24 protein-coding genes are annotated in these 23,044 nt (G+C 30.0%); 17 read left to right on the plus strand and 7 right to left on the minus strand.

Annotation, left to right across the window (positions count from 1 at the left end; translation table 11 throughout):
* Positions 1-66: 66 nt before the first annotated feature.
* Entirely contained in the window at positions 67-879 is an 813-nt protein-coding gene (locus ACTQYZ_RS02895; protein ID WP_441020666.1) for an HAD-IIB family hydrolase, read from the plus strand.
* 25 nt (positions 880-904) lie between these two features.
* Here ACTQYZ_RS02895 and ACTQYZ_RS02900 read toward each other — a convergent pair whose 3' ends face one another.
* The 4 genes from ACTQYZ_RS02900 to ACTQYZ_RS02915 form a co-directional block, all read right to left on the minus strand.
* Positions 905-1,540 (minus strand): SdpI family protein, encoded by a 636-nt coding sequence (locus tag ACTQYZ_RS02900; RefSeq protein ID WP_441415984.1) that lies wholly within the window; start codon positions 1,538-1,540, stop codon positions 905-907.
* Positions 1,521-1,805 carry an autorepressor SdpR family transcription factor gene (locus ACTQYZ_RS02905; protein WP_138268092.1) on the minus strand — a complete coding sequence of 95 codons (285 nt, stop codon included), beginning with the start codon at positions 1,803-1,805 and terminating at the stop codon, positions 1,521-1,523. The genes ACTQYZ_RS02900 and ACTQYZ_RS02905 overlap by 20 nt, the downstream gene beginning before the upstream one ends.
* 90 nt (positions 1,806-1,895) lie before the next feature.
* Complete coding sequence (locus ACTQYZ_RS02910) at positions 1,896-2,504, minus strand: GNAT family N-acetyltransferase (RefSeq protein ID WP_441415985.1); 609 nt, start codon at positions 2,502-2,504, stop codon at positions 1,896-1,898.
* Positions 2,505-2,578: 74 nt separating this feature from the next.
* The gene (locus ACTQYZ_RS02915; RefSeq protein ID WP_441415986.1) at positions 2,579-3,091 is read right to left on the minus strand and encodes a putative ABC transporter permease; all 513 of its coding nucleotides are present in this window, start codon (positions 3,089-3,091) and stop codon (positions 2,579-2,581) included.
* Positions 3,092-3,207: 116 nt separating this feature from the next.
* On the opposite strand from ACTQYZ_RS02915, the gene ACTQYZ_RS02920 reads away from it, so the two are divergent.
* The 3 genes from ACTQYZ_RS02920 to ACTQYZ_RS02930 all read left to right on the plus strand — a co-directional run bounded on the left by ACTQYZ_RS02920 (position 3,208) and on the right by ACTQYZ_RS02930 (position 4,951).
* Positions 3,208-3,810: an N-acetylmuramoyl-L-alanine amidase family protein gene (locus ACTQYZ_RS02920; RefSeq protein ID WP_441020662.1), complete on the plus strand. Its 603-nt coding sequence runs from the start codon at positions 3,208-3,210 to the stop codon at positions 3,808-3,810.
* Between the two features lie 44 nt (positions 3,811-3,854).
* Positions 3,855-4,283, plus strand: a complete 429-nt coding sequence (locus tag ACTQYZ_RS02925) for a hypothetical protein (RefSeq protein WP_441415987.1) — start codon at positions 3,855-3,857, stop codon at positions 4,281-4,283.
* A 179-nt stretch (positions 4,284-4,462) separates the two neighbouring features.
* Entirely contained in the window at positions 4,463-4,951 is a 489-nt protein-coding gene (locus tag ACTQYZ_RS02930; protein ID WP_441020660.1) for a M23 family metallopeptidase, read from the plus strand.
* A 68-nt stretch (positions 4,952-5,019) separates the two neighbouring features.
* On the opposite strand, the gene trxA is transcribed toward ACTQYZ_RS02930, so the two are convergent.
* Positions 5,020-5,355: a thioredoxin gene (gene trxA / locus ACTQYZ_RS02935; RefSeq protein ID WP_441416030.1), complete on the minus strand. Its 336-nt coding sequence runs from the start codon at positions 5,353-5,355 to the stop codon at positions 5,020-5,022.
* Between the two features lie 127 nt (positions 5,356-5,482).
* Here trxA and ACTQYZ_RS02940 point away from each other — a divergent pair, with 127 nt between their 5' ends.
* From ACTQYZ_RS02940 to ACTQYZ_RS02980, 9 genes are all read left to right on the plus strand, one after another.
* Positions 5,483-5,608 carry a hypothetical protein gene (locus ACTQYZ_RS02940; protein ID WP_441020659.1) on the plus strand — a complete coding sequence of 42 codons (126 nt, stop codon included), beginning with the start codon at positions 5,483-5,485 and terminating at the stop codon, positions 5,606-5,608.
* 228 nt (positions 5,609-5,836) lie between these two features.
* Complete coding sequence (locus ACTQYZ_RS02945) at positions 5,837-6,514, plus strand: Crp/Fnr family transcriptional regulator (protein WP_441415988.1); 678 nt, start codon at positions 5,837-5,839, stop codon at positions 6,512-6,514.
* A 31-nt stretch (positions 6,515-6,545) separates the two neighbouring features.
* Positions 6,546-7,307 (plus strand): SDR family NAD(P)-dependent oxidoreductase, encoded by a 762-nt coding sequence (locus tag ACTQYZ_RS02950; RefSeq protein ID WP_441020657.1) that lies wholly within the window; start codon positions 6,546-6,548, stop codon positions 7,305-7,307.
* 196 nt (positions 7,308-7,503) lie between these two features.
* Positions 7,504-8,544 carry a heat-inducible transcriptional repressor HrcA gene (gene hrcA / locus ACTQYZ_RS02955; protein ID WP_441020656.1) on the plus strand — a complete coding sequence of 347 codons (1,041 nt, stop codon included), beginning with the start codon at positions 7,504-7,506 and terminating at the stop codon, positions 8,542-8,544.
* A gap of 9 nt (positions 8,545-8,553) precedes the next feature.
* A complete protein-coding gene (gene grpE, locus ACTQYZ_RS02960) occupies positions 8,554-9,165 on the plus strand; it encodes a nucleotide exchange factor GrpE (protein ID WP_441020654.1) in 612 nt (203 codons plus the stop codon).
* A 25-nt stretch (positions 9,166-9,190) separates the two neighbouring features.
* The gene (gene dnaK / locus ACTQYZ_RS02965) at positions 9,191-11,038 is read left to right on the plus strand and encodes a molecular chaperone DnaK (RefSeq protein ID WP_441020653.1); all 1,848 of its coding nucleotides are present in this window, start codon (positions 9,191-9,193) and stop codon (positions 11,036-11,038) included.
* Between the two features lie 72 nt (positions 11,039-11,110).
* Positions 11,111-12,250, plus strand: a complete 1,140-nt coding sequence (gene dnaJ / locus ACTQYZ_RS02970; protein ID WP_441020652.1) for a molecular chaperone DnaJ — start codon at positions 11,111-11,113, stop codon at positions 12,248-12,250.
* Between the two features lie 64 nt (positions 12,251-12,314).
* Entirely contained in the window at positions 12,315-12,728 is a 414-nt protein-coding gene (locus ACTQYZ_RS02975; RefSeq protein WP_441020651.1) for a DUF3788 domain-containing protein, read from the plus strand.
* A gap of 58 nt (positions 12,729-12,786) precedes the next feature.
* The gene (locus ACTQYZ_RS02980) at positions 12,787-13,239 is read left to right on the plus strand and encodes a GNAT family N-acetyltransferase (protein WP_441020650.1); all 453 of its coding nucleotides are present in this window, start codon (positions 12,787-12,789) and stop codon (positions 13,237-13,239) included.
* Positions 13,240-13,343: 104 nt separating this feature from the next.
* Here ACTQYZ_RS02980 and ACTQYZ_RS02985 read toward each other — a convergent pair whose 3' ends face one another.
* Together ACTQYZ_RS02985 and ACTQYZ_RS02990 are read right to left on the minus strand one after the other, a co-directional pair.
* Entirely contained in the window at positions 13,344-16,454 is a 3,111-nt protein-coding gene (locus ACTQYZ_RS02985; RefSeq protein WP_441415989.1) for an FtsX-like permease family protein, read from the minus strand.
* A 33-nt stretch (positions 16,455-16,487) separates the two neighbouring features.
* Positions 16,488-17,192 (minus strand): ABC transporter ATP-binding protein, encoded by a 705-nt coding sequence (locus tag ACTQYZ_RS02990; protein ID WP_329383263.1) that lies wholly within the window; start codon positions 17,190-17,192, stop codon positions 16,488-16,490.
* 173 nt (positions 17,193-17,365) lie between these two features.
* On the opposite strand from ACTQYZ_RS02990, the gene ACTQYZ_RS02995 reads away from it, so the two are divergent.
* The 4 genes from ACTQYZ_RS02995 (at position 17,366) to ileS (ending at position 22,722) form a co-directional block, all read left to right on the plus strand.
* The gene (locus tag ACTQYZ_RS02995) at positions 17,366-18,208 is read left to right on the plus strand and encodes a fumarate hydratase (protein WP_441020648.1); all 843 of its coding nucleotides are present in this window, start codon (positions 17,366-17,368) and stop codon (positions 18,206-18,208) included.
* Between the two features lies 1 nt (position 18,209).
* Positions 18,210-18,764 carry a Fe-S-containing hydro-lyase gene (locus tag ACTQYZ_RS03000; RefSeq protein WP_138268109.1) on the plus strand — a complete coding sequence of 185 codons (555 nt, stop codon included), beginning with the start codon at positions 18,210-18,212 and terminating at the stop codon, positions 18,762-18,764.
* A 98-nt stretch (positions 18,765-18,862) separates the two neighbouring features.
* Positions 18,863-19,507, plus strand: a complete 645-nt coding sequence (locus tag ACTQYZ_RS03005; RefSeq protein ID WP_441020647.1) for an HAD hydrolase-like protein — start codon at positions 18,863-18,865, stop codon at positions 19,505-19,507.
* 116 nt (positions 19,508-19,623) lie between these two features.
* A complete protein-coding gene (gene ileS / locus ACTQYZ_RS03010; RefSeq protein ID WP_441415990.1) occupies positions 19,624-22,722 on the plus strand; it encodes an isoleucine--tRNA ligase in 3,099 nt (1,032 codons plus the stop codon).
* Positions 22,723-23,044 lie beyond the last annotated feature (322 nt).

The following is a 23,044-nucleotide window of genomic DNA, read 5'->3' on the forward strand; positions in this document are numbered from 1 at the left end:
AAATAAATAAATTCGGTATAATAGCCATGGCTTAATGTTATGGCTATTAATTTTATGGAGGAAAAAATGATAAAATTATTCGCAGTAGATATGGACGATACTTTCTTGGATAAGAATGATAATATGTCAAAAGAAAACATACAGGCAGTAAGAGACCTTGTAGATGCAGGAGTTAAGGTAGTTATAAATTCAGGTAGAACAGAAGTTTTAATGAGAGAACATATTCATGATTTAGGGCTTGAAGACGTTAAACACGTTGCTGTAAATGGTGCTTTAATTCTTGATGTAAAAGGAGAAAATGAACTTATTTCTTATTTTAATAAAGACGATTATGATAACTTTATAAAGATTTTAAGAAGGGAAAACAGAGGTTTTTTCTGTTTCCATAAAGACGGAATAATGTATGAGAATGCAGATGAAAAACTTATGAATCACATAAAAAGATTCCATACTTTGAAAATGGCTAGTGAAGGAGATACTCTTTCTCTTGATAAATGCTGCAGAGTAGCGGTTGTAAGAAACAATGAAGAGGATGTTCCTTATCTAAGAAGCCTTGCACCTAAAGGAGTTTATACAACTGCAAGACCTTTTGGTTCTTGTGTAAGTTATATGCCGGACGGACTTAACAAAGCAAACGGCTTAAAAGTCTTAATGGATGAATATGGAATAACTAGTGAAGAAGTTGCAAGTATTGGAGATCAAGAAGTAGATACATATATGTTTGATATATCAAAATATGCATTTGCAGTAAAAAACAGTGATGAAAAAACAAAACAGAGAGCAAATATAGTGTTGCCTAGAACAAATAATGAAAATGCATTTGCTTATGCTGTTTATAAGTATATTTTAAAAGATGAAGATAAACTTAAATTAGTTTAAAAAAAGAACGCATATGCGTTCTTTTTTATATTCCTTTTTTATATAAAATAAATGAGTATGCAATTGGTATTATTACCATTACGGCAACACTAGTTAAGAAAACAGCTTGAGGTAATCTGAAGAATGCCGATGCAATTTGAATTATTCCCGCTATAACCCATATGAAGCCAGATAGCCTATGAGTTTTATTCCAGTTTTCTTCACTGTTTAATGTCCATGGTAGTTTTACTCCCATTGTGTAATTTTGTTTACATTTTGGAAGGTAGTTTCCGATAATGATAAACACTAGACCCATTAATGCGAGAACAAAAGTTGATGTATTTATATTTTCATAAAGAGCAGATAATATAGATATGAAACAAAATAGTATTGTTAGTATCGGTATTATCCATTTACTTAATGTAAATATAACTTTTGAAGCATTTTTTCTTTTTGGGTCATTATTTATAAATACATTTACCAGTAAGTTTAAAGCAGCATAAACGAAAGGCATTACAAAGATAAATATTTCTTTTGATACATATCCGTCGGGATTTCCTGATGCGTCAAAATGTATTGGCAGGCTTCCAGGAAGTTGGTCGTATACAAAAATACATAAAATTGTAGGTATAAAACAACATATTGTTGAAAGGATTATTTCTTTATTTATTTTTATTTTCATCTTTTCCTCCGCTGAACTGAGATAACCACAACATTAATTCTTCAAATACAGATGTGTTTATATCGTAGTAAATAAAGTTTTTATATTTTGTTTCGAATATTAAATCCGCTTGTTTTAATTTTGATAAATGATAGGATACCGTTGCTGCAGTCATATCGAATTTTGAAGCAATTTCTCCTGCCGACATTCTGCCGTCTTTAAGCATTACAAGAATATCTCTTCTAACCGGATCAGACAGTGCCTTTAGTGTATTTGCAAAACTCACTTTGTTATCTCCTTTTTTCTATTTAGATATTTTTCTAAATAGATATTATATCTTTCCTATAAAAAAGTCAAGAACTATTTAGAAAATTTTCTAAATAGTTCTCTTGTTTAAAATATTATTGTATTTTTGTATTATTTTATCTTTTTCTTTATTGTCTAATTCATTTATAGGTGTAATATCTTTAGGATGTTTTTCAAATTTGCCAATTTCTAAGCTATACCATGCTGTGTCATACCAGTTATTATCTTTATAACCACTTTTTTCAAAAAATCCTATTTCTTTAAATCCTAATTTTTCATGGAATTTATTACTTCCCAGTGTTTTATGTACGGTTATACAGGCATATACTATTTTAAAGTTTTGTTTTTTTAGTATTTCTATTAATGCCATGTATAAATTTTTTCCTATGCCTTTTTTATTATATCCCTCTTTTATATATATAGACAGTTCTACCGTGTAGTCATACGCTTTTCTTCCTTTGTATTCACTTGCATAAGCATATCCTATAATTTCATTATTTTCTTCACATACCAAATAAGGATATTTACTTGTTATTTTTCTTATTCTTTCTTCAAATTCCTTAATACTTGGTACGTCATATTCAAAAGTAATGGGAGTATTTAATATATAAGGTTCGTATATTTTAAGAATGACTTTTGTATCTTCTATTGTAACTTGTCTTATGTTTAATTTATCCATTTATAATACCTTCTTAGTTTATAATAATTATCTATTTTAAATTAAATAAATAATATAGTCAATTTTAAATTAACTTAATTTGAATGTTTAATGTTATATAGACTTAATATCAAATCAATTGTAGTAAAAAATAAGAGAGTAAATACAGAGTATGTTATGGCTCTTTGTGATAAAGTCTCTTTTACAATATCCAGTAAAATTGGATGAAGAAAGTTAAGCAGAAAAAGCCCAAAAACTCCAAATACTATAAACCCAAGAGCACAGACTCTGCCGTCTAAGTTAAATAGGTTATTTGAATAATCCCAGTATTTTTTATCAAATTTTTTTTCTAAAATGTAAGAGCTAAGATATTCTATGGTGCAGGAAAAAAATCCAACAAGAAAAAATAATGGAAGAGTATCTATATGGAAATTATAAAAAACAAAAATAAGAAGGATACATCCAAGTCCGTAAATGGGTCTTAAAGGACCGTAAAGAAATCCCCTTGAGTTAATTGGAACTTTGTTTTTTAAATTAATTAATGTTTCATAAATATATCCAAGAAAACTATATATAAATATAAAAAGAATGGTTGTAAAGAAATTCATAAAAATACCTTTTATTTTTTATAATGTGTAAAACTAAATAAAAAATACGAAAAAGAATAAACAAAAAGAAATTTTTTTCATAGTATATTTTGAAGGATATTATTATGGAGGTAAATATGGTAGATGTATATATTTCTCCGTCAGTGCAACATTTTAATTTAGGTTATGACGGGTTTGGAAGTGAAGAAGAAAGGATGAATGAGATTGCGGATATTGTTGAATACGAACTTAATAGGCATGGGCTTGTAACGGCGAGGAATTCTCCTAATATGACTCTTGCACAAGTTGTTGAGGATTCAAACAGCATTAAACCGAGGATTCATGTTGCAATACATTCTAATGCTTCAAATGGAGAAGCCAGAGGTGCTGAAATCTATGCTCACAGGTTTGGCGGTGAAGGTGAAAAATTTGCAAGGGATATTTATCCTTATCTTGAAATGTTAACACCAACGGACGATTTTGGTGTGAAAGAGGGATATTCTACTTTTAACGGAAAAGGAATGTATGAACTTAGAAAAACAGTATCTCCTGCGGTTCTTATGGAAGTAGCTTTTCACGATAATCCAGAAGACAGCGATTTTATCATAAATAACATATATGAATACGGAGTTGCAATTGCAAAAGGTATACTTGATTATTTTAATATACCTTATGTTGAAGACAGTAAAGAAAATATTGATTTTTTAAAAAATAAATATAACGGAAAATATTATGAATAAAAAGTGCTTTCTTTTTTAATAATAAAATAAAAAAGGAAGTTAGCATGGATAACAGTATTAGATTATTGGAATTTATTTATAAAAATGCAAAAATGGGTTCAACATCTATTGAAGACTTAATAGATATTAACGAAGATTTAAGATTTAGAGACGAACTTGTTCATGAGAAAGAAACTTATGATGCTTTTGTTAAAAAAGTAATAAAAGTAATTAATGATAAGGGCAAGGAAGTAAAAGATTTATCTTATTTTTCAGAACTTCAAAGTTATTTAATGATAAAAATGGAAACAATAAAGGATAAATCTGTTGAACATCTTGCCGGAATGATGATGCAAGGTAGTACAATGGGTATAGTTCAAATAACAAAGAAAATAAGAGATTATAAAGACAGCGATAAAAGAGTTGTTAATTTAGCAAAAGAACTTCTTGAAATAGAAGAACAGAATTTTTATGAACTTAAAAAGTATTTATAAAACAGGCTATGCCTGTTTTTTAGTATAATTAAATTTTTATTTCATATATTTAATTGATGAAAAGAAAATTAAGCATTAAAAGAAACTTTTATAAAAAAGTATTATATTTTATTTTAAATTTATTTTTTACTTTTATTATTTTATATCCTTTATTAAATGATATCGATACAATATTTTATTTGTTTAATAAAAATTATATTATAAGCAAAAACGAAGCAAAACTTATAGAATATAAGGCAGAAAAATCTGATTTTATTAAACCTGTGGAGGGAGTTATTACAAGCGAATGTTCTTATAGAGTTCATCCAATAACAGGTAAAAAAACAAAACATAACGGTATTGATATTGGAGCAAAGTGGCATGATGACATAAAAGCAACGGCAGACGGAGAAGTTGTTGAAGTAGGGTGTGATAAAGGTGGATATGGGAATTACATAAAAATAAAACATGAGTATGACATATATTCTTTTTATGCTCATCTATCAAAAATAAGTGTAAAAAAAGGGCAGAAAGTAAAGCAGGGAGATGTGATAGGAAAAGAAGGCGGAGATCCCAAGAAAGATAAAAACCCTGGTTCGTCTACGGGGCATCATCTGCATTTTGAAATAAGGACATCTTCAGATGTTAAAGATTGTATTAATCCTCTTATATTTGTTGATTATGAATAAAAAAAGAGCATAAGCTCTTTTTTTTACAAACAATTTTATTTTTTAGGGGAATATATATTATTTTTTTATTATTTTAATGAGTTAATTAGTTCTACAAATTCATTTTTTGAAAGTCTGCCTTGAGATCTTTCTACTTGTTTTCCATTTTTGTAAATTAATAATGTAGGAATTGACATTACTCTATTTTTCATTGCAAGCATTCTTTCTTCATCAACGTTTACCTTGCATATTTTTACATCATCCATTTCTTCGCTTACTTCATCAATTATAGGTGAAAAAGCTTGGCAAGGTCCGCACCATGGAGCCCAGAAATCTACTACTACCAATTTGTCATCATTAATTTCACTTTTAAATGTTTTATTTGTTAAATTCATTACACTCATTTTATTTACCTCTTTTCTTATCTTTGATTATATTATAAATAAATAAAAATATAATACAGTGACTAAGTCACATAGAGATGAAATTTATAAATTTCTTGACATAATAATGTTTTATAAAATAAAATAATAATAATTGGCAAAGAAAGATATGAAAAGATTATTAGTAACACTTTTAACTTTATTTTTAATATTAAATGTAGGTGTTGTATATATTTTGCAAATGAAAATCAAAATAGAGATGAAAAAGATTCTGTTGTTACTTCAAATGGAATAGCGCTGAGAATGTAGATTTTTATATCTACATAATAAATGTAAACAACTTACTCTTACAAAAGATATTGATTATGTTATTAAAAAAGAGATAACAGATAAAAGTATAGATTTTTATATAACTTTTAAAGGAAATTATGAAGGTGTAGTAAAGAAGAGTGTTAATATAAAAGATAGTGAAAATATGGAAGTCGTAAAAAATTAAAAGAAGAAAAATAAAAAGGGAAAGAAAATGGAAACAAATAATATAGAAGAAACTTTTTCTGATTTAATTCCCGTATGGGACAAAATGGAAGAAAAACATAAAAATCTTATTTTAAATAATATTGAATATAAAACATTTAAACAAAATGATGCTGTTCATGACAATGATGTAAGCTGTCTTGGTTTGGTACTTATAAAAAAAGGTAAGCTTAGAGCATATATGGTTTCTGAGAGTGGAAGAGAAATAAGCCTTTATTATCTAAATGATATGGATATTTGTTTAATGTCTGCATCTTGTGCCATGAAAGATATCTCAATTGATGTGTTTATAGATGCGATGGAAGAAAGCGAAGTCATAATAATTCCTACAATTATATATAATAGGATTTCAAAAGAGTCTTTAGTTTTCTCAAATTATATAAATGAAATAATGGCTTCAAGATTTTCTGATGTGATGTGGCTTTTAGAACAAGTTATGTTTAAGAAGTTTGACCAAAGGCTTGCTGAGTTTGTTCTTTATCATATGAACGATGATAAAAAACTAAATATGACTCATGAACAAATTGCAAATCACCTAGGAAGTGCCAGGGAAGTTGTAAGCAGAATGCTTAAACATTTTGTTTCTTGTGGGTACATAAAGTTATATAGAGGTGGTATTGAGGTAGTTGATGAAAAAGGTCTTTACGGTATTAGTGAGGGAAATTAATAATAATATATAAATACATAGGAGAAAAGATATGTTGCAAATTGATTTAACAGGAAAAAAAGCTTTTATTACAGGAGGAAGCAGAGGCGTTGGAAAAGCTATTTGTCTTACATTAGCAGATTGTGGAGCAGATGTAGCTTTTACTTATCTTTCAAGAGATGAAGCAGCAATGGAAGTAGTAAGAGAAATTGAGGATATGGGAAGAAAAGCTTTATGCTATAAATGTGATGTTGGTAATTTTGAGCAGATGAAAGAAGTTCTATCGGATGTTAAAAATAAGTTTAGTAAACTTGATATTATTATAAATAATGCAGGTGGATCTAAGGTATTTGAAATTGATGAGCTTACCCCTGAATATCTTGACAGTGTATTAAAATCAAACTTATACGGTTCTTTTTATTCTATAATGGCAGGCGGTTTGGATTTATTAAGAGAAGCCGGTGGAGGAAGTATAATAAATATAGGTTCTTCTGCAATGTATTCAGGAATGGGTGGAGGTCCTCAATATTCTTCTGCTAAGGCAGGACTTATGGGGCTTACAAGATATATGGCTGTTCAATATGGCAGTGAAAATATAAGATGTAATACTCTTGCAATTTCTCTTATAAAAACAGAACAGTTAAATAAGTTTGATGAAGAAATGACAAAGAAAAAAATCGCTACTGTTCCTGTTGGAAGACTTGGTACTCCTGAAGATGTAGCTTATATGGTAGCATTCTTATCAAGTGATATGGCAACTTATGTAAGCGGCGAAATTATCCTTATGGATGGTGCAAGAACATATGCAAAATAAAACTCCTTATGGGAGTTTTTTTGTTTTTATAAATGAATTATATAAGTTTTAAATAAATCATTTTGTAATATTAAAATTTCATTAAAAATAGAAAATAAATTTAAATAATCTATTGACAAAGTATAGTCGTGGTGGTATATTTATGACAGTGTTAGCACTCATGTTCAAAGAGTGCTAATAAGAAGGAGAAAGGAAAATGAACTGGGAAGATAGAAAGTTTATTATTTTAAATGCAATAATACATGATTATATTAAAACAGCAGAACCTGTTGGTTCAAGAACTCTTGAAAAAAAATATAAGCTTGGTGTATCTTCTGCAACTATCAGAAATGAAATGTCCGATTTGGAAGATATGGGCTTATTAATAAAACCTCATACTTCTGCGGGGAGAATTCCTTCTACTACGGCATATAGATTATATGTCGATAACTTTATGAAGAAAAATGCTTTAGATGAAAAAATAAGAGATGTTGTTAAAGCTGAGTATGAAAATTATATGTTTGAACTTAATAAAACAATAGAACAAACACTTAATATTCTTACTAAAATGACGAATTATACTTCTCTTGTTATGGCTCCAAGACTTTCATCTTTAAATGTAAAAGACGTAAAACTTGTTTACATTGAAGAAAAAAGAGTCATGATTATCGTTGTAACAAAAGAAGGTCTTATCAAAAATGCAGAGATAAGGTTAAAAGACAGCGTTACTTTAGAGCAGCTAGAAAAAATAAATAATTTCCTTATTTCAATAATAAGAAACAGACCTGCAAATGAAGTAATTGAACTTCTAGGTAAAGCAATTGACAGTTTAAGTGAAGATGAAAACAGAATTTTATCGGAAATAATGCCTGTATTTAGAAGTTTAGTTGAAAAGGCGCATTCTTCAAAGATTTATTCTAAAGGAGTAAGCAAAATATTAAACTATCCGGAATTTGAGGATTTGGAAAAAGCTAAACACTTTATTGATTCGGTAAACAGTAAAGATAAATTGGAAAATGCAATATTATCTGCTGTTGATGATGATAAAGATATTCATATAGTTATAGGTAATGAAAACAAAGTTGAGGACTTTAGTGATTGTTCAATTATAACTGCAGATTATAAATTAAACGGCAAAACAATAGGAACAATTGGTGTTATTGGTCCTACAAGGATGAATTACGATTATGCTATTTCAACACTTGATGTTTTAAGTGATGAACTGACAAAGCATATTTCAAAAATATTTGAAAAGTGAGGTAGCTAAATGGATAATGGTAATATTAAAGATATAAATGAGCTTAGAAAAGAAAAAGAAGAAAAAGAAAAACAAAAAAATATGAAAGATGAAGAAAAAGAAGTGAAGAAAGAAGAAAACAAAGAACAGATAAAAGAAGAAAATGTAAATGAAACAATAGAAGAAAAAGAAGAAAAGAAAGAAGAGAGCTTTGAAGAAAAATATAATAAATTAAATGAAAGCTATCTTAGAATTTTAGCCGATTTTGATAATTATAAGAAAAGAGCAGCAAAAGATAGAGAAGCAATGATTATTTATTCAACATCTAAATTTGCAGAAGGCTTATTTCCTATAATTGACAACTTCAAAAGAGCTCTTGAAAGTGAGGAGGATAAAGAAAGCGGTTTTTATGCAGGTGTTAACATGATATTCTCTCAATTAAGTGAACTGTTAAAAAGTGAAGGAATTGAAACAATCGAAGCTATTGATACCGCATTTGATCCAAACAAACACAATGCGGTAGCAGTTGACAAGGTTGAAGATAAAGAAGATAATATTGTTCTTGAAGTTTTTCAAGATGGATATGTTTATAAAGAAAAAGTCTTAAGACCAGCTATGGTCAAAGTTAATAAGTTAAAATAGATTTTATAAAAAGGAGAGATTTAAAATGAGTAAAGAAAAAATTATAGGTATCGATTTAGGTACAACAAATTCATGTGTAGCAGTATTAGAAGGTGGGGAAGCTGTTGTTATAGCTAATGCAGAAGGCGCAAGAACTACTCCATCAGTAGTAGCATTTACAAATGACGGAGAAAGATTAATTGGTCAAGTAGCTAAAAACCAAGCAGTTACAAACCCAGAAAAAACAGTTGCTTCAATTAAAAGACATATGGGAAGCGATTATAAAGTTGATATTGATGGTAAAAAATATACACCACAAGAAATTTCAGCTTTTGTATTACAAAAATTGAAAAAAGATGCTGAAAGTTATTTAGGACAAACTGTTTCTAAAGCAGTTATTACAGTTCCTGCTTACTTTACAGATGCTCAAAGACAAGCAACAAAAGACGCTGGTAAAATCGCAGGTCTTGAAGTTTTAAGAATTATCAACGAACCAACAGCAGCAGCTCTTGCTTATGGTCTTGATAAAGAAGAAAATCAAACAGTTATGATTTTCGACCTTGGTGGTGGTACATTCGATGTATCTATCTTGGAACTTGCTGATGGCGTATTTGAAGTTAAAGCAACAAACGGTAATAACCACTTAGGTGGGGATGACTTTGATAATAAAATCATTGAATATCTAATTTCTGAATTCAAAAAAGCTAACGGTATTGATTTAAGCGGCGATAAAATGGCAATGCAAAGACTTAAAGAAAGTGCTGAAAAAGCTAAGATTGAACTTTCAAGTAAAACAACAGCCCAAATCAATATTCCATTCATTACAATGGACGCAGCTGGTCCTAAACATTTAGACGTAACTTTAACAAGAGCTAAGTTTGATGAACTTACAGCAGACCTTGTTGAAGCAACAATGGAACCAGTAAGAAAAGCAATCGCTGACTCTGGTTTATCAGCAAGCGATATTCATAAAGTAGTACTTGTTGGTGGTTCAACAAGAATTCCAGCAGTTCAAGAAGCTGTTAAAAGAATCACAGGAAAAGAAGCTGATAAAGGTATCAACCCTGATGAATGTGTAGCAATCGGTGCTGCTATTCAAGGTGGTGTACTTGCAGGGGATGTTCAAGACGTATTACTTCTTGATGTAACTCCATTATCACTTGGTATTGAAACTCTTGGTGGAGTATTCACTAAATTAATCGACAGAAACACAACTATTCCAACAAAGAAAAGCCAAGTATTCTCAACAGCTGCAGATGGTCAAACAGCAGTAGATATTCATGTTCTTCAAGGTGAAAGAGGAATGGCTGCCGATAATAAAACATTAGGTAGATTCCAACTTACAGGAATTCCTGCAGCTCCAAGAGGAGTGCCACAAATCGAAGTAACATTTGATATTGATGCTAATGGTATCGTTAATGTTACAGCAAAAGATTTAGGTACAGGAAAAGAACAAAACGTTGTAATCCAATCTTCTTCTAACATGTCTAAAGAAGAAATTGATAAAGCTGTAAAAGAAGCTGAACAATATGCTAACGAAGATAAAGCAAAAGAAGAAGAAATTAATACAAAAAATAATGCCGATGCAGCAGTTTACAATGCTGAAAAGACATTAAAAGATCTTGGCGATAAAGTAACAGATACAGAAAAAGCTCCTGTTGAAGATGCAATTAAAGCCTTAAAAGAAAAATTAGAAGGTTCTGATACAGAAGCAATTAAAAAAGCAACAGAAAAATTAAGTGAAGCTTTATATCCAATAGCAGAAAAATTATATGCTGATCAAGCTAACCAACAAAACGCAGGTGCAAATGCTCAAGGTACAAGCGGTGCTGGAGAACAAGATGATAATGTTGTTGATGCAGATTATGAAGTAGTAGATGATGACGATAAATAAATAAAACAACTTCACCCTGCTAAGTAAATACTTTGCAGGGTGCTTTTCAAATTTAAAAGGGAGTAGATAATAATGGCAAAAAGGGATTATTACGAGGTTTTGGGCGTAGATAAAAGTGCCAGCGAAGCTGATATAAAGAAAGCATATAGAAAACTTGCTATGAAATATCATCCTGACAGAAATCCTGGTGATAAAGAAGCAGAAGAAAAGTTTAAAGAAATAAACGAAGCTTATGAAGTTTTATCTGATGCTGATAAAAAAGCCAAATACGATCAATTTGGTCATGCTGCTTTTGATCCAAACATGGGTGGTGGAGCCGGTTTTGGCGGTGCCGGATTTGGTGGATTTGAAGATATGTTTGGTGATATCTTCGGTTCAATGTTTGGCGGCGGATTTTCTTCAGGTGCAAATAGACAAAATGCTCGTCAAAAAGGTAGAGATTTAAGAGTTAATCTTTCAATATCTTTTAATGACGCAATTTTTGGATGTAAAAAAGAAATTAAATTAAAAAGAACAGAAACTTGTGAAACCTGTGCAGGCAGGGGGGCTGTAAATGATGCTGACATTAAAACATGTGAAACTTGTCATGGTACAGGTCAAGTAAGAGTAACTCAACAAAGCTTGTTTGGAACTGTTCAAACAGTAAAAACTTGTAGTGAATGTAATGGTACAGGTAAGAAAATTATTAAACCTTGTCCTACATGTTCCGGTAGTGGTACTGTAAGAAAAGAAAGAGTTATTTCAATTAGAATTCCTGTAGGTGTTGATACCGGAAGCGTTCTTCCTTTAAGAGGAGAAGGTGAAGCTGGTAAAAACGGAGGTCCTAACGGAGATGTATATATTTACATAACTGTAAAACCTCATCAAATATTTACAAGAGACGGTAGCGATATTTATTGCAAAATACCGATAACTTTTGTTCAAGCAGCTTTAGGGGATCATATAATGGTGCCTACGGTTGATGGACAGGTTAAACTTAAAATTCCTGAAGGAACACAATCAGGTCAAGTATTTAAACTTAAAAATAAAGGTATTCAAAATGCCAACGGTTTTGGCAAAGGTAACCAATATGTTGAAATAAAAGTTGAAGTTCCTAAGAACTTAACAGAAAAACAAAAGTCTAAGTTAAGAGAATTCGGGGAACTTTCAAGTGATAAAAACAATGAACAAAATAAAAGTTTCTGGGATAAGGTAAAAGATAACTTTAAATAAAAAGACTTCTTATGAAGTCTTTTTTTGTTATATTATAAATATAAATTTTGGAGGAAATAAAGTTATGCTTGATAGAATCCCAAGTAAAGAGGATATGACTGTTTTGGTAGGACAATCTTTATATGATGTTTGGGAAAAGTTGTGTAATTTAATTGATGAAAGATATGAAATGGATAGGTTATGGAATACCGGCGGTAAGAAATGGACTTATGAATATAAATATCTAAGAGGTGGTAAAACACTTTGTGCATTATATGCTAAAGAAAATTGTATAGGATTTATGGTTATACTTGGAAAAGAAGAAAGAGCAAAGTTTGAAGAAGGGCGAAACAGTTATTCTAAAGAAGTTCAAAAAGTTTATGATGAAGCGAAAACATATCGTGATGGTAAATGGATAATGTTTGATCCAACAAATACCGAGCAATTTGATGATTATATTAAGTTACTTACTATAAAGAGAAAACCAAATAGAAAATAATATTTTTAAGTTATATATTTTAGATGAATTTAATTAAAATTTGCAAGGTGAAAATAAAGTGGAATTAGAAATAATTGAAATAAAAGACAGAGATTCTATTTTAATACAGAATTTATTAGAAGTATGGGAAAGTTCGGTTAAAGCTACTCATTTATTTTTATCTAAAGAAGAAATAAATAATATTAAGAAGTATGTTCCACTTGCTATAAAAGAAGTACCTGTTTTAGTGATAGCTAAAAATGTAGATAAAAACATAACTGGATTTATGGGGACTAAAGATAAGATGCTTGAAATGTTATTTATTTCAGATAAATATAGATGGCAGGGAATAGGAAAGATGTTGTTACAATATGGAATAAAAAATTATAATATAAATGAACTTACAGTAAATGAACAAAATCCCCTTGCAAAAAAGTTTTATGAGTATATGGGCTTTAAAGTTTATAAAAGAATGGAGCTAGATGAACAGGGCAATCCTTATCCTTTACTTTTTATGAAAATGACTGACTGAATAAATTTTTAAATAAAGTATTGAATCTATTAATGTTTTTTATTATTAGTCATTTTATAAATTAATTTGTTAATAAAAAAAGAGAAGTTTTAAACTTCTCTTTTTTATTCTACGCTTTTTAGTGATTCTACCATGTTAATTTTTTTCAGTGTTCTGTTTAAGAAAATATTTACTATTACCGCAAATACAATCGTAAGAACTACGCCATATATATAACTTGATATTAAAATATCATTATAAAATTGTACGAAGTCAACAGCAACTGTGTTCATAAGGTATTGATGGAAGAATTTTCCTATTAAGCATCCTACTATTATACCGATTATATTAAGTATAATATTTTCTCTTACAATATATAAGTTTACTTCATTATTATAAAATCCTAAAACTTTTATGGTTGCAATTTCTCTAAATCTCTCACTTACATTAATATTATCAAGGTTAAACATTACTATAAATGCTAACATCCCTGCTGCGATAATTATTACAACAATGACAAAATCCAAACTGTCGAGTTGTTGAGAAAATCCTTCTGCCGTTCTTTGATTAAATTCAACGCTTAATATATTTTTATTTTTTAGAATTTCTTTATTTAGATTATCATAAGTTTCTTCATCATTATTTGTAAGTCTTGATAAAATAAGATTTGCATTTACATCTTCATTTGTTAATTGTTCATAATAATCTTTACTGATGAATGCATAGTGGTAAATATAATTATTTACTACTCCTGCTACAGAAACTTGATATTCTTTTCCGTCCATATCTTTTATTTTAATTTTATCGCCTTTTTTTATTCCTGCTATTTCACTTAATCTGCTGGTTATTATAATGCCATTATCAGGAAGAGTTAAGGTTTGTTCCGTTTCGTAGTCGGTTAAGTAAATATAGTTATTCATTGCATCAGTATCTATCGGAACCATTAAAGAGAAATTATAACTTTTTTTATCTCCTTCCACTTCATAGGTGTCTTGATAGAACAGTTTGCTTTCTTTTATTTCGCTGTTATTATTAAATTCCTGTTCAATTTCTTTTATTTCTTTTGTAGATACATCGCTGTCCAAAGATGTTTCCATGTTGTAATTTCTTACATGAGTATATTGTAAATCTATCATTGATGATACTGAATATCTAAGCCCAAATCCTGCGATTAAAAGTCCGCAGCATGCACCGATCCCTACAACGCTCATTATAAGTCTTTTCTTATATCTCATAAGATTTCTTATTGTTATTTTCCATTTAAAGCTTAATCGGTTCCAAATAAAAGGAATTCTTTCAAGTAATGCTTTTCTTCCGCTTTTCATTACTTTTGGTCTAAGAAGACTTGCTGCAACTTCTCTTAAGTCTGAGTTGCAAGCTACATAAGCACTGAGAACCGTACACATCACACCTACTACAAGAGAAATAACGATGTAGTTAGGATAAATTACAGGGATAAGTTCAGGTGTTTTATATAAAATTCTATATGCTTCATAAATCATGTTTGGAACAAATGTAAATCCTATGATAAGTCCTATGATGCTGCCGATAAAACTTGCAAGGAATGCATAAACAATAAATTTCATGCTTACGGCAAATTTGCCAAATCCCAAAGCTTTTAATATTCCAAGTTCTGTTCTTTTTTCTTCAACCATTCTTGTCATGGTTGTTAAGCATACAAGTGCTGCAACGAGGAAGAATATTAAAGGAAATACTTTTGCGACTGATGTTATTTTTTTTGAATTTTCTGCGTAGCTAAAATAACTTTCGTTTGTGTTTCTGTCAAGTGTATACCACTTAACTTCTTCCATATCTTCAACTTCTGCTTTTGCATCATCTATTTTCTTTTGTGCATTTGCAAATTCTTCATCTGCTTTTTCTTTGTTTTTGTTGTATTCGCTGTATCCGCTGTCAATTTCTTTTTGTGCTGATGTTATTTGGTAAGATGCGTTTGCAAATTCTTTGTTTGCTGTATTTTCTTGTTTTTCTATTTCGCTGTATCCGCTTTTAATTTCTTTTTTTGCGTTTGTGATTTGCGTTTGTGCGATGCTTAGTTCTTTTTCTTTTGTCTCTAATTCCGTTTTTGCATTTTTTAATTCTTGTTCTTGTTCAGAAAGAATATCTTTTAATGCTTCTTTTTCCTCTTCTGTTAATGAATCTACATAGTTATAAAATTCTTCTTCTTGTTTTTCTAATTCCTCCTTTGCTGTTTTTAATTCTGCTTTTGCGGAATTTATTTGTTTTTCTTTAGTTTCAAGTTCTTTTTCGCTTTTCTTTAGTTCAGCTTTTGCATTTGCAATTTCATTTTTTAAGATGGACTTTTGATTTTCAAGTTCATTTTTTGAATCAGAAAGTTTAGAAGTGCTGTCTTTAAGTTTCTTTTCGGCACTGGATAGTTCATTGTAAGCATCTTTTTTCTTTTCGTCCAGCTCTTTTTGTGAATCTTCTATTTCTTTATATGCTTTGTCTTTTTCTTCTTGTAACCTTTGAGTTTCTCTTAATGATGTTGTTTCTTCTATTCTATCTTTGTAATCAGTGATTATTTGTTCATATTCTTCACTAAAGCAGTTTACATTTTCTGTTGATTTTAAACTTACGTATAAGTCAGTGTAGTAATCGCTGCCAAAAGCATCCATACTTAATATTAAGAATGTGTTTATTGTTCCGTCTCCAAGTTTTGAAGAGCCGTAATCATCATCAGTAATGTAATATGACCAGCTTGCTGTTCCTACTATTTTTAGTTCTTTTTCTTTTATTTTTACGCTGTCATAATCTTCTACTTTTAAAGTGTCTCCGAGTTTTAAATTGTTTGCTTTTAAATAATTATCTGATATTACACATTCATTTGATTCTTTTGGGTAACTTCCGCTTATAAGTTCATAATCCATCATTACAATATCTTCTTTGTTTGGTATACCATAAGCCTTAGCTACAATACTTTTGTCGTTATGACCTAAAAGAAGATCTGTTGAATATGTGGCAAAAATATCTTTTGTGTCTTTATCGTTTTTTATCGCTTCTATGTCTTTATTACTAAAACCATATGTGGACATAAAACTTATATCGTACAAGTTGGTGTCTTCAAAATATTTATTTGCCGTATACTCCATTTGAGGTCCTATTACTCTTAGCCCGACAAAAAAGCACACTCCAAGAAGAGTGATTAATAAAATGGATATAAATCTGTTTTTTGTAAGTCTGATTTCTCTTAATAAGTCTTTTATTAATGTCTTCATTTAAGGCACCTTCATATGTTGTTATTTAAAATTCTACCATTCTATGTCTTCGACGTTTTTAACATTTTCGTTAATTATAATATCTTCAATTTGTCCGTTTTTTACCTTTATGATTTTATTTGCCATTTCCGTTAATGCAAGGTTGTGGGTTACCACTATTACGGGAATATTGTTCATAAAGCAAATGTCTTGAAGTAGTTTTAATATTGATTTTCCTGTTTTATAGTCAAGTGCTCCCGTTGGTTCATCACATAATAATAGTTTAGGATTTTTTGCAAGAGCTCTTGCTATTGATACTCTTTGTTGTTCTCCGCCGGATAATTGAGACGGGAAATTGTCAGCTCTTTTTTCTAGCCCTACATCTCTTAGAGCATCCATTGCAGATATGCTAGATTTTGATATTTCAGTTGCAAGTTCTATATTTTCTTTTGCAGTAAGGTTTTGAACAAGGTTATAAAACTGAAAAACAAAGCCTACATCGTATCTTCTGTATGAGGTAAGTTCTTTTTCGCTTAATTTGCTTAAGTCTTTGCCGTCTACGATTATACTTCCTTTTGTGATTGTATCCATTCCTCCAAGGAGATTAAGAAGTGTTGTTTTTCCTGCACCGCTTTGTCCTACTATAATCGTAAATTTGCCTTTTTCGATTTCAAAGCTAACATTATCCAAAGCTTTTACTTCGTTTTCTTTGCTGCCGTAAATTTTACTGACGTTTTGAATAATAATATTATCAGCCATATCTTTTCTCGCTTTCATTTATTCTACGTTTTCAATTAAACCTTTTCAATTATATTATTATACTATATTTTTATGTTTTAACATAATAATATTTGAAATAACTTTGTGATGAAAAGTAGAAAATAAAATATACCTGTGCTATACTCTAATATATAAATTTTTTAGAGGTTATTATGAGACAAATAGATACTAAAATTATAAAAGAAGAAGTAAAAAAACTTATCCTTGAAGCAAATGTTTTTCTTGGGGATGATATTAAAAATGCTTTGATAGAAAGTGAGAAAGAAGAAAAGTCAGAGATTGGAAGAGGACTTTTAAGTGTTATAAACGATAATATACATATTGCAGCGAAAGAAAACTGCCCTATATGTCAAGATACGGGTATGTGTCTTGTGTTTTTGGAGGTAGGTCATGAAGTTTTCTTTACTGGTAATTACATTTATGATGAAATAAACGATGCTATAAGAGAAGCTTACGATGAAGGGTATTTTAGAAAAAGTGTTGTAGGTTGTCCTTTAAGAAGAGAAAATACCAAAGATAATACACCTGGGATAATATATTATAACGTAGTAAAAGGTGACAAGGTTAAAATAAAAGTTATGCCAAAAGGTTTTGGCAGTGAAAACTGCGGTGATACAAAGATGTTAAAACCAGCAGATGGATATGAAGGCGTTGTTGATTTTATATTACAAACAGTTGAAAAGGCCGGAAGTAAACCTTGTCCTCCTATGATTGTTGGAGTTGGAATAGGAGGGACAATGGAAAAGGCTGCATTAATGGCAAAAGAAGCTTTACTTCTTGATATTAATCATAAAAATGAAGATGAGTTTTATAGAAATATGGAAGAAGAGCTTATTGATAAAATCAATAAACTTGGAATAGGTCCCGGAGGACTTGGCGGAAGCACTACAGCTCTTGGAGTAAATATTCTAACTTATCCTACTCATATTGCAGGACTACCTGTAAGTGTTAATATAGGTTGCCATGTATCAAGACATAAGGAAACGGAGATTTAATATGGAAAAGAAAGTAAAATTACCACTTAGTGATGATGAAATCATGGATATAAATGCAGGGGATAAATTATATTTAACGGGATATATTTATACTGCAAGAGATGCTGCTCATAAAAAAATGGTGGAAACAATGGAAAATGGCGATAAGCTTCCTTTTAATATAAAAGGAGAGTGTATATATTATGCAGGTCCATGTCCCGAAAAACCGGGGGAAGTAATAGGTTCATGCGGACCTACAACATCTGCAAGAATGGATAAATACACTCCGTTTTTACTTGAAAGAGGATTAAAGCTTATTATAGGAAAAGGCGAGCGAAACGATGAAGTAGAAAAAAGCCTTAAAGATAATAATGCTTTATATCTTGCGGCAGTTGGAGGATGTGGAGCATTAATAAAAAAATGTATAAAAGAAGCTGAGCTTATAGCTTATCCGGAGTTATTATCCGAAGCCGTTAGAAAATTATATGTAGAGGATTTTCCTGTTATTGTGGCAATAGATTCAAAAGGAAATAATTTATATAAAACAGAAAAAGAAAAATATAAAAGACCTTTCTAAAAAGGTCTTTTTTTATTAATCTTCTGATACTCTTACCCCTTTATTTTAAGGCGTTTTTATTATATAATTGAAAGGTAATTAAATTTTGGAGAATGGATATGTATAAGTATATTGTTTTTGATTTAGATGGAACTCTTATTGATACTGCTGAAGGGACGGTAAAAATGTTTCAAGAGGGGCTAAGATATGCGGGAATCATTGAAGATGATGCAACAGTAAAATCTTTAATAGGACCTCCGTTTGCAAGAACTCTTGTAACAAAATACGGGCTAAGCGAAGAAAAAGCAAAAAAAGCCATAGATGTAAGTAACGAATACATGTTTGACAAAGGAGTTTATGAATGTAAACTTTTTGATGGAATGAGAGAAACTTTGGAAAAATTAAAATCAAAGGACATAAAGATGTCAGTTGCCACAAGTCAGCCCGAAGAATCTGCATTCATTGAAGCAAAACACGTTGATATTTTTGATTATTTTGATCATTTTATTGCAAATAATCTATATCAAACAAGAGGAAGTAAAAGTGATTTTGTTGGAATGTGTATAGAAAATATGAATGTCACCCATAAAAACGAAGCCGTAATGATAGGGGATAAAAAACCTGATATTGTTGGCGGACGAGAAAATGGCATAGATACAATCGGTGTATTATATGGTTATGGAAATCTAGAAGAAATTCAAGACAGTGAACCTATACATATTGCAAAAAATCCTTTGGAAATTGCTGATATTATTTTGAAATAGATTTACTATTTTTCTTGACAGTAATAATTACAATATATTAAAATTATATTTTAAGGGAAAGCGAAAAATAGCAATATTACAAGCTTTTTAATATAAATTTAGGAATGGAGTAAGATATGGTTTTTGAAGATTTGAATAAAAACAGTGTTAAAGACATGGAAAAAGAAATATCAAATTATTGGGAAGATATTGATATTCTTAAAAGGTCTCTTGAAACCAGAGAAGGATGTGAAAACTTTGTATTCTTTGAAGGTCCTCCTACAGCTAACGGTAGACCTGGAATTCACCATGTTATTGCAAGAACATTAAAAGACAGCGTGTGCAAATTCAGAAACATGCAAGGTTACAGAGTTAAAAGAAAAGCAGGATGGGATACACACGGACTTCCTGTTGAAATTGAAGTTGAAAAAACTTTAAATATGAACGGAAAAGGTGATATCGAAAAATACGGTATTGCAGAATTTAATAAAAAATGTAAAGAAAGTGTATTTACTTATGAAGCTCTTTGGAGAGAAATGACAAAGAGAATGGGATATTTTGTAGACCTTGATAACCCATATATTACACTTGACAATAATTACATTGAAACAGTTTGGTGGATTTTAAAAGAATTCTTTGATGCAGGACTAATTTATGAAGGTCATAAAATCGTTCCTTACTGTCCAAGATGTGGTACTGGTCTTGCTTCTCACGAAGTAGCTCAAGGATATAAAAACATTAAAACAAATTCTGTTTATGTTGCATTTAAAATAAAAGATAAAGATGAATATTTCTTAGTTTGGACAACTACTCCTTGGACACTTCCTTCAAACGTTGCCCTTTGTGTTGGTGCTGATATTGATTATGTAAAAGTAGAATCTAAAGGAGTAACTTTCATTCTTGCAAAATCACTTGCTAATACTGTTCTTGGTGACGAGTATGAAGTAATCGAAGAAATGAAAGGTAAAGACCTTGAATATATCGAATATGAACAACTTCTTGATTTCGTAAAAGTTCCAAACGGCAAGAAAGCGCATTATGTAATCCTTGGTGATTTCGTTTCTACTGAAGATGGTACAGGAATCGTTCATATCGCTCCTGCTTTTGGGGAAGACGACTACAATGTATCAAGAAAATACAATTTACCTGTATTAAATCCTGTTGGTGAAGACGGTAAATTCCTTGAAACTCCATGGAAGGGTACTTTTGTTATAGATGCAGATTTAGATATTATTAAATATCTAAAAGAGCATGATATGTTATTTAAGAAACAAAAAATTGAACATAACTATCCACATTGCTGGAGATGTAAAACTCCATTGTTATACTATGGAAAACCAAGTTGGTATATTGAAATGACAAAACTTAGAGATGACCTTGTTGCAGCAAATAATACTGTAAAATGGTATCCTGAATTTGTTGGTGAAAAGAGATTTGGTAACTGGATTGAAAATGTAAAAGACTGGGCAATTTCAAGAAGCAGATACTGGGGTACTCCTCTTAATATTTGGAGATGTGAATGTGGAAATATTCACAGTGTAGGTTCAAGAAAACAACTTGTTGAAGAAGCAATTGAAGATATAGATGAAAGTATCGAACTTCATAGACCATATGTTGATGATGTTCATATTAAATGTGATAAATGCGGTAAGACAATGACTAGAGTAACAGACGTTATTGACTGTTGGTTTGACTCAGGTTCAATGCCTTTTGCTCAACAACATTATCCATTTGAAAATAAAGAAGAGTTTGAAGAACAATTCCCTGCAAACTTCATTTGTGAAGGTATTGACCAAACAAGAGGATGGTTCTATTCACTTCTTGCAATATCAACATTCCTAATGAAAAAAGCTCCTTATAAGAGTGTTCTTGTAAATGACTTAATTCTTGATGCTAACGGTCAAAAAATGAGTAAATCAAAAGGAAACACAGTTGACCCATTTGATTTATTTGACAGATACGGTGCCGATGCACTTAGATGGTATTTACTATATGTATCACCTGCATGGACTCCAACTAAATTTGATGAAGAAGGATTAAAAGAAGTAATTTCTAAATTCTTCAATACATTAAAAAATGTTTATACATTCTTTGTAATGTATGCAAATACAGATAATGTAGACCCAAGAGAATTCTTTGTTGAATATAAAGACAGAGATGAAATAGATTTATGGATATTATCTAAATACAATAACCTTGTTAAAGCCGTAACTGCTGATATGGAAATTAATGAACATACAAAAGCAGTTAAGAAAATACAAGATTTTGTAAATGAAGATTTATCTAACTGGTATATCAGAAGATGTAGAAGAAGATTCTGGGCAAGCGAACTTGATAATGACAAAAAAGCCGTATACAATACAACTTACGAAGTATTAACAGGCTTAAGCAAACTTATTGCTCCATTTGCTCCATTTATTTCTGAAGAAATTTACAGAAAATTAACAGGTAAAGAATCAGTTCATATTGAAAGATATCCTGTCGCAAATGAAGATTTAATCGACGAAAAGAATGAATTTAAAATGGATTTAGTCAGAACTCTTGTTTCTCTTGGAAGAAGTGCCAGAGAAGAAGCAAATATCAAAGTTAGACAACCTGTAAAAGACATTCTTGTTTATGGTGCTGATAAAGAAGTTATCTCAGGACTTGTTGGTTTAATTAAAGAAGAACTTAACGTAAAAGAAGTTACATTCCCTGAAAACCTTGAAGAATACATGAACTTTATTTTAAAACTTGACTTTAAAGTTGCTGGTAAGATTTTAGGTAAAGATGTTAAGAGAGCTGTTGCTGCATTAAATAGCTGTGATGCAAAAGCAGTAATTGACGAACTTGATAAAAATGGTGAAGTAACACTTGATACACCTGAAGGTCCATTAATGCTTAAGAAAGAATGGGTTGAAATAAGAACAGAAGCAAAAGAAGGCTTCAATGTTCAAAAACAAGATAATTTATTCGTAATATTAGATACAAATCTTGATGAAGATTTAATCAAAGAAGGGTATGTAAGAGAAGTTATTTCAAAAGTTCAACAAATGAGAAAAAATAATGATTATGAAGTATCAGACAGAATTAACATAACAATTGATTGTAGCGATGTAATCAAAAATTCTATTGAAGAATTCAAAGCTTATCTTACAAAAGAAACTCTTTGCGATGAAATTATCTATGCAGAAAATGACGGTGCTAATGTTAAATTAAACGATCAAGAAGCCGTAATAAAACTTGAAAGAAAATAGAAAAAAAGACTCCTTTTGGAGTCTTTTTTTCTATTTAAAAAAAATTATATTTTATCATTAAAGACTTTTAGGTCTTTTTTTATTTTGACATTTTGTGAATGTCATATAAAAACAAAATTTATATATAATTTTATAAAAAAGGTTGTTTTTTATAGATATAAAAATTTGTTGTGTTTAGTAGTTCTTTAATAAGTATATTGTTTTATATAGCATTTTTATTAGTTTTTATAATGTTTTTTACGACATTCTAATCATTTTATGATTTTTGTAAAATGAAACAAAAAAGTGTGGCTTTGGTATGGAAATAAATTATAAAAAATTG

This window comes from Anaerofustis sp. LCP19S3_F7, assembly GCF_052119445.1.
GTDB lineage: Bacteria > Bacillota > Clostridia > Eubacteriales > Anaerofustaceae > Anaerofustis > Anaerofustis butyriciformans.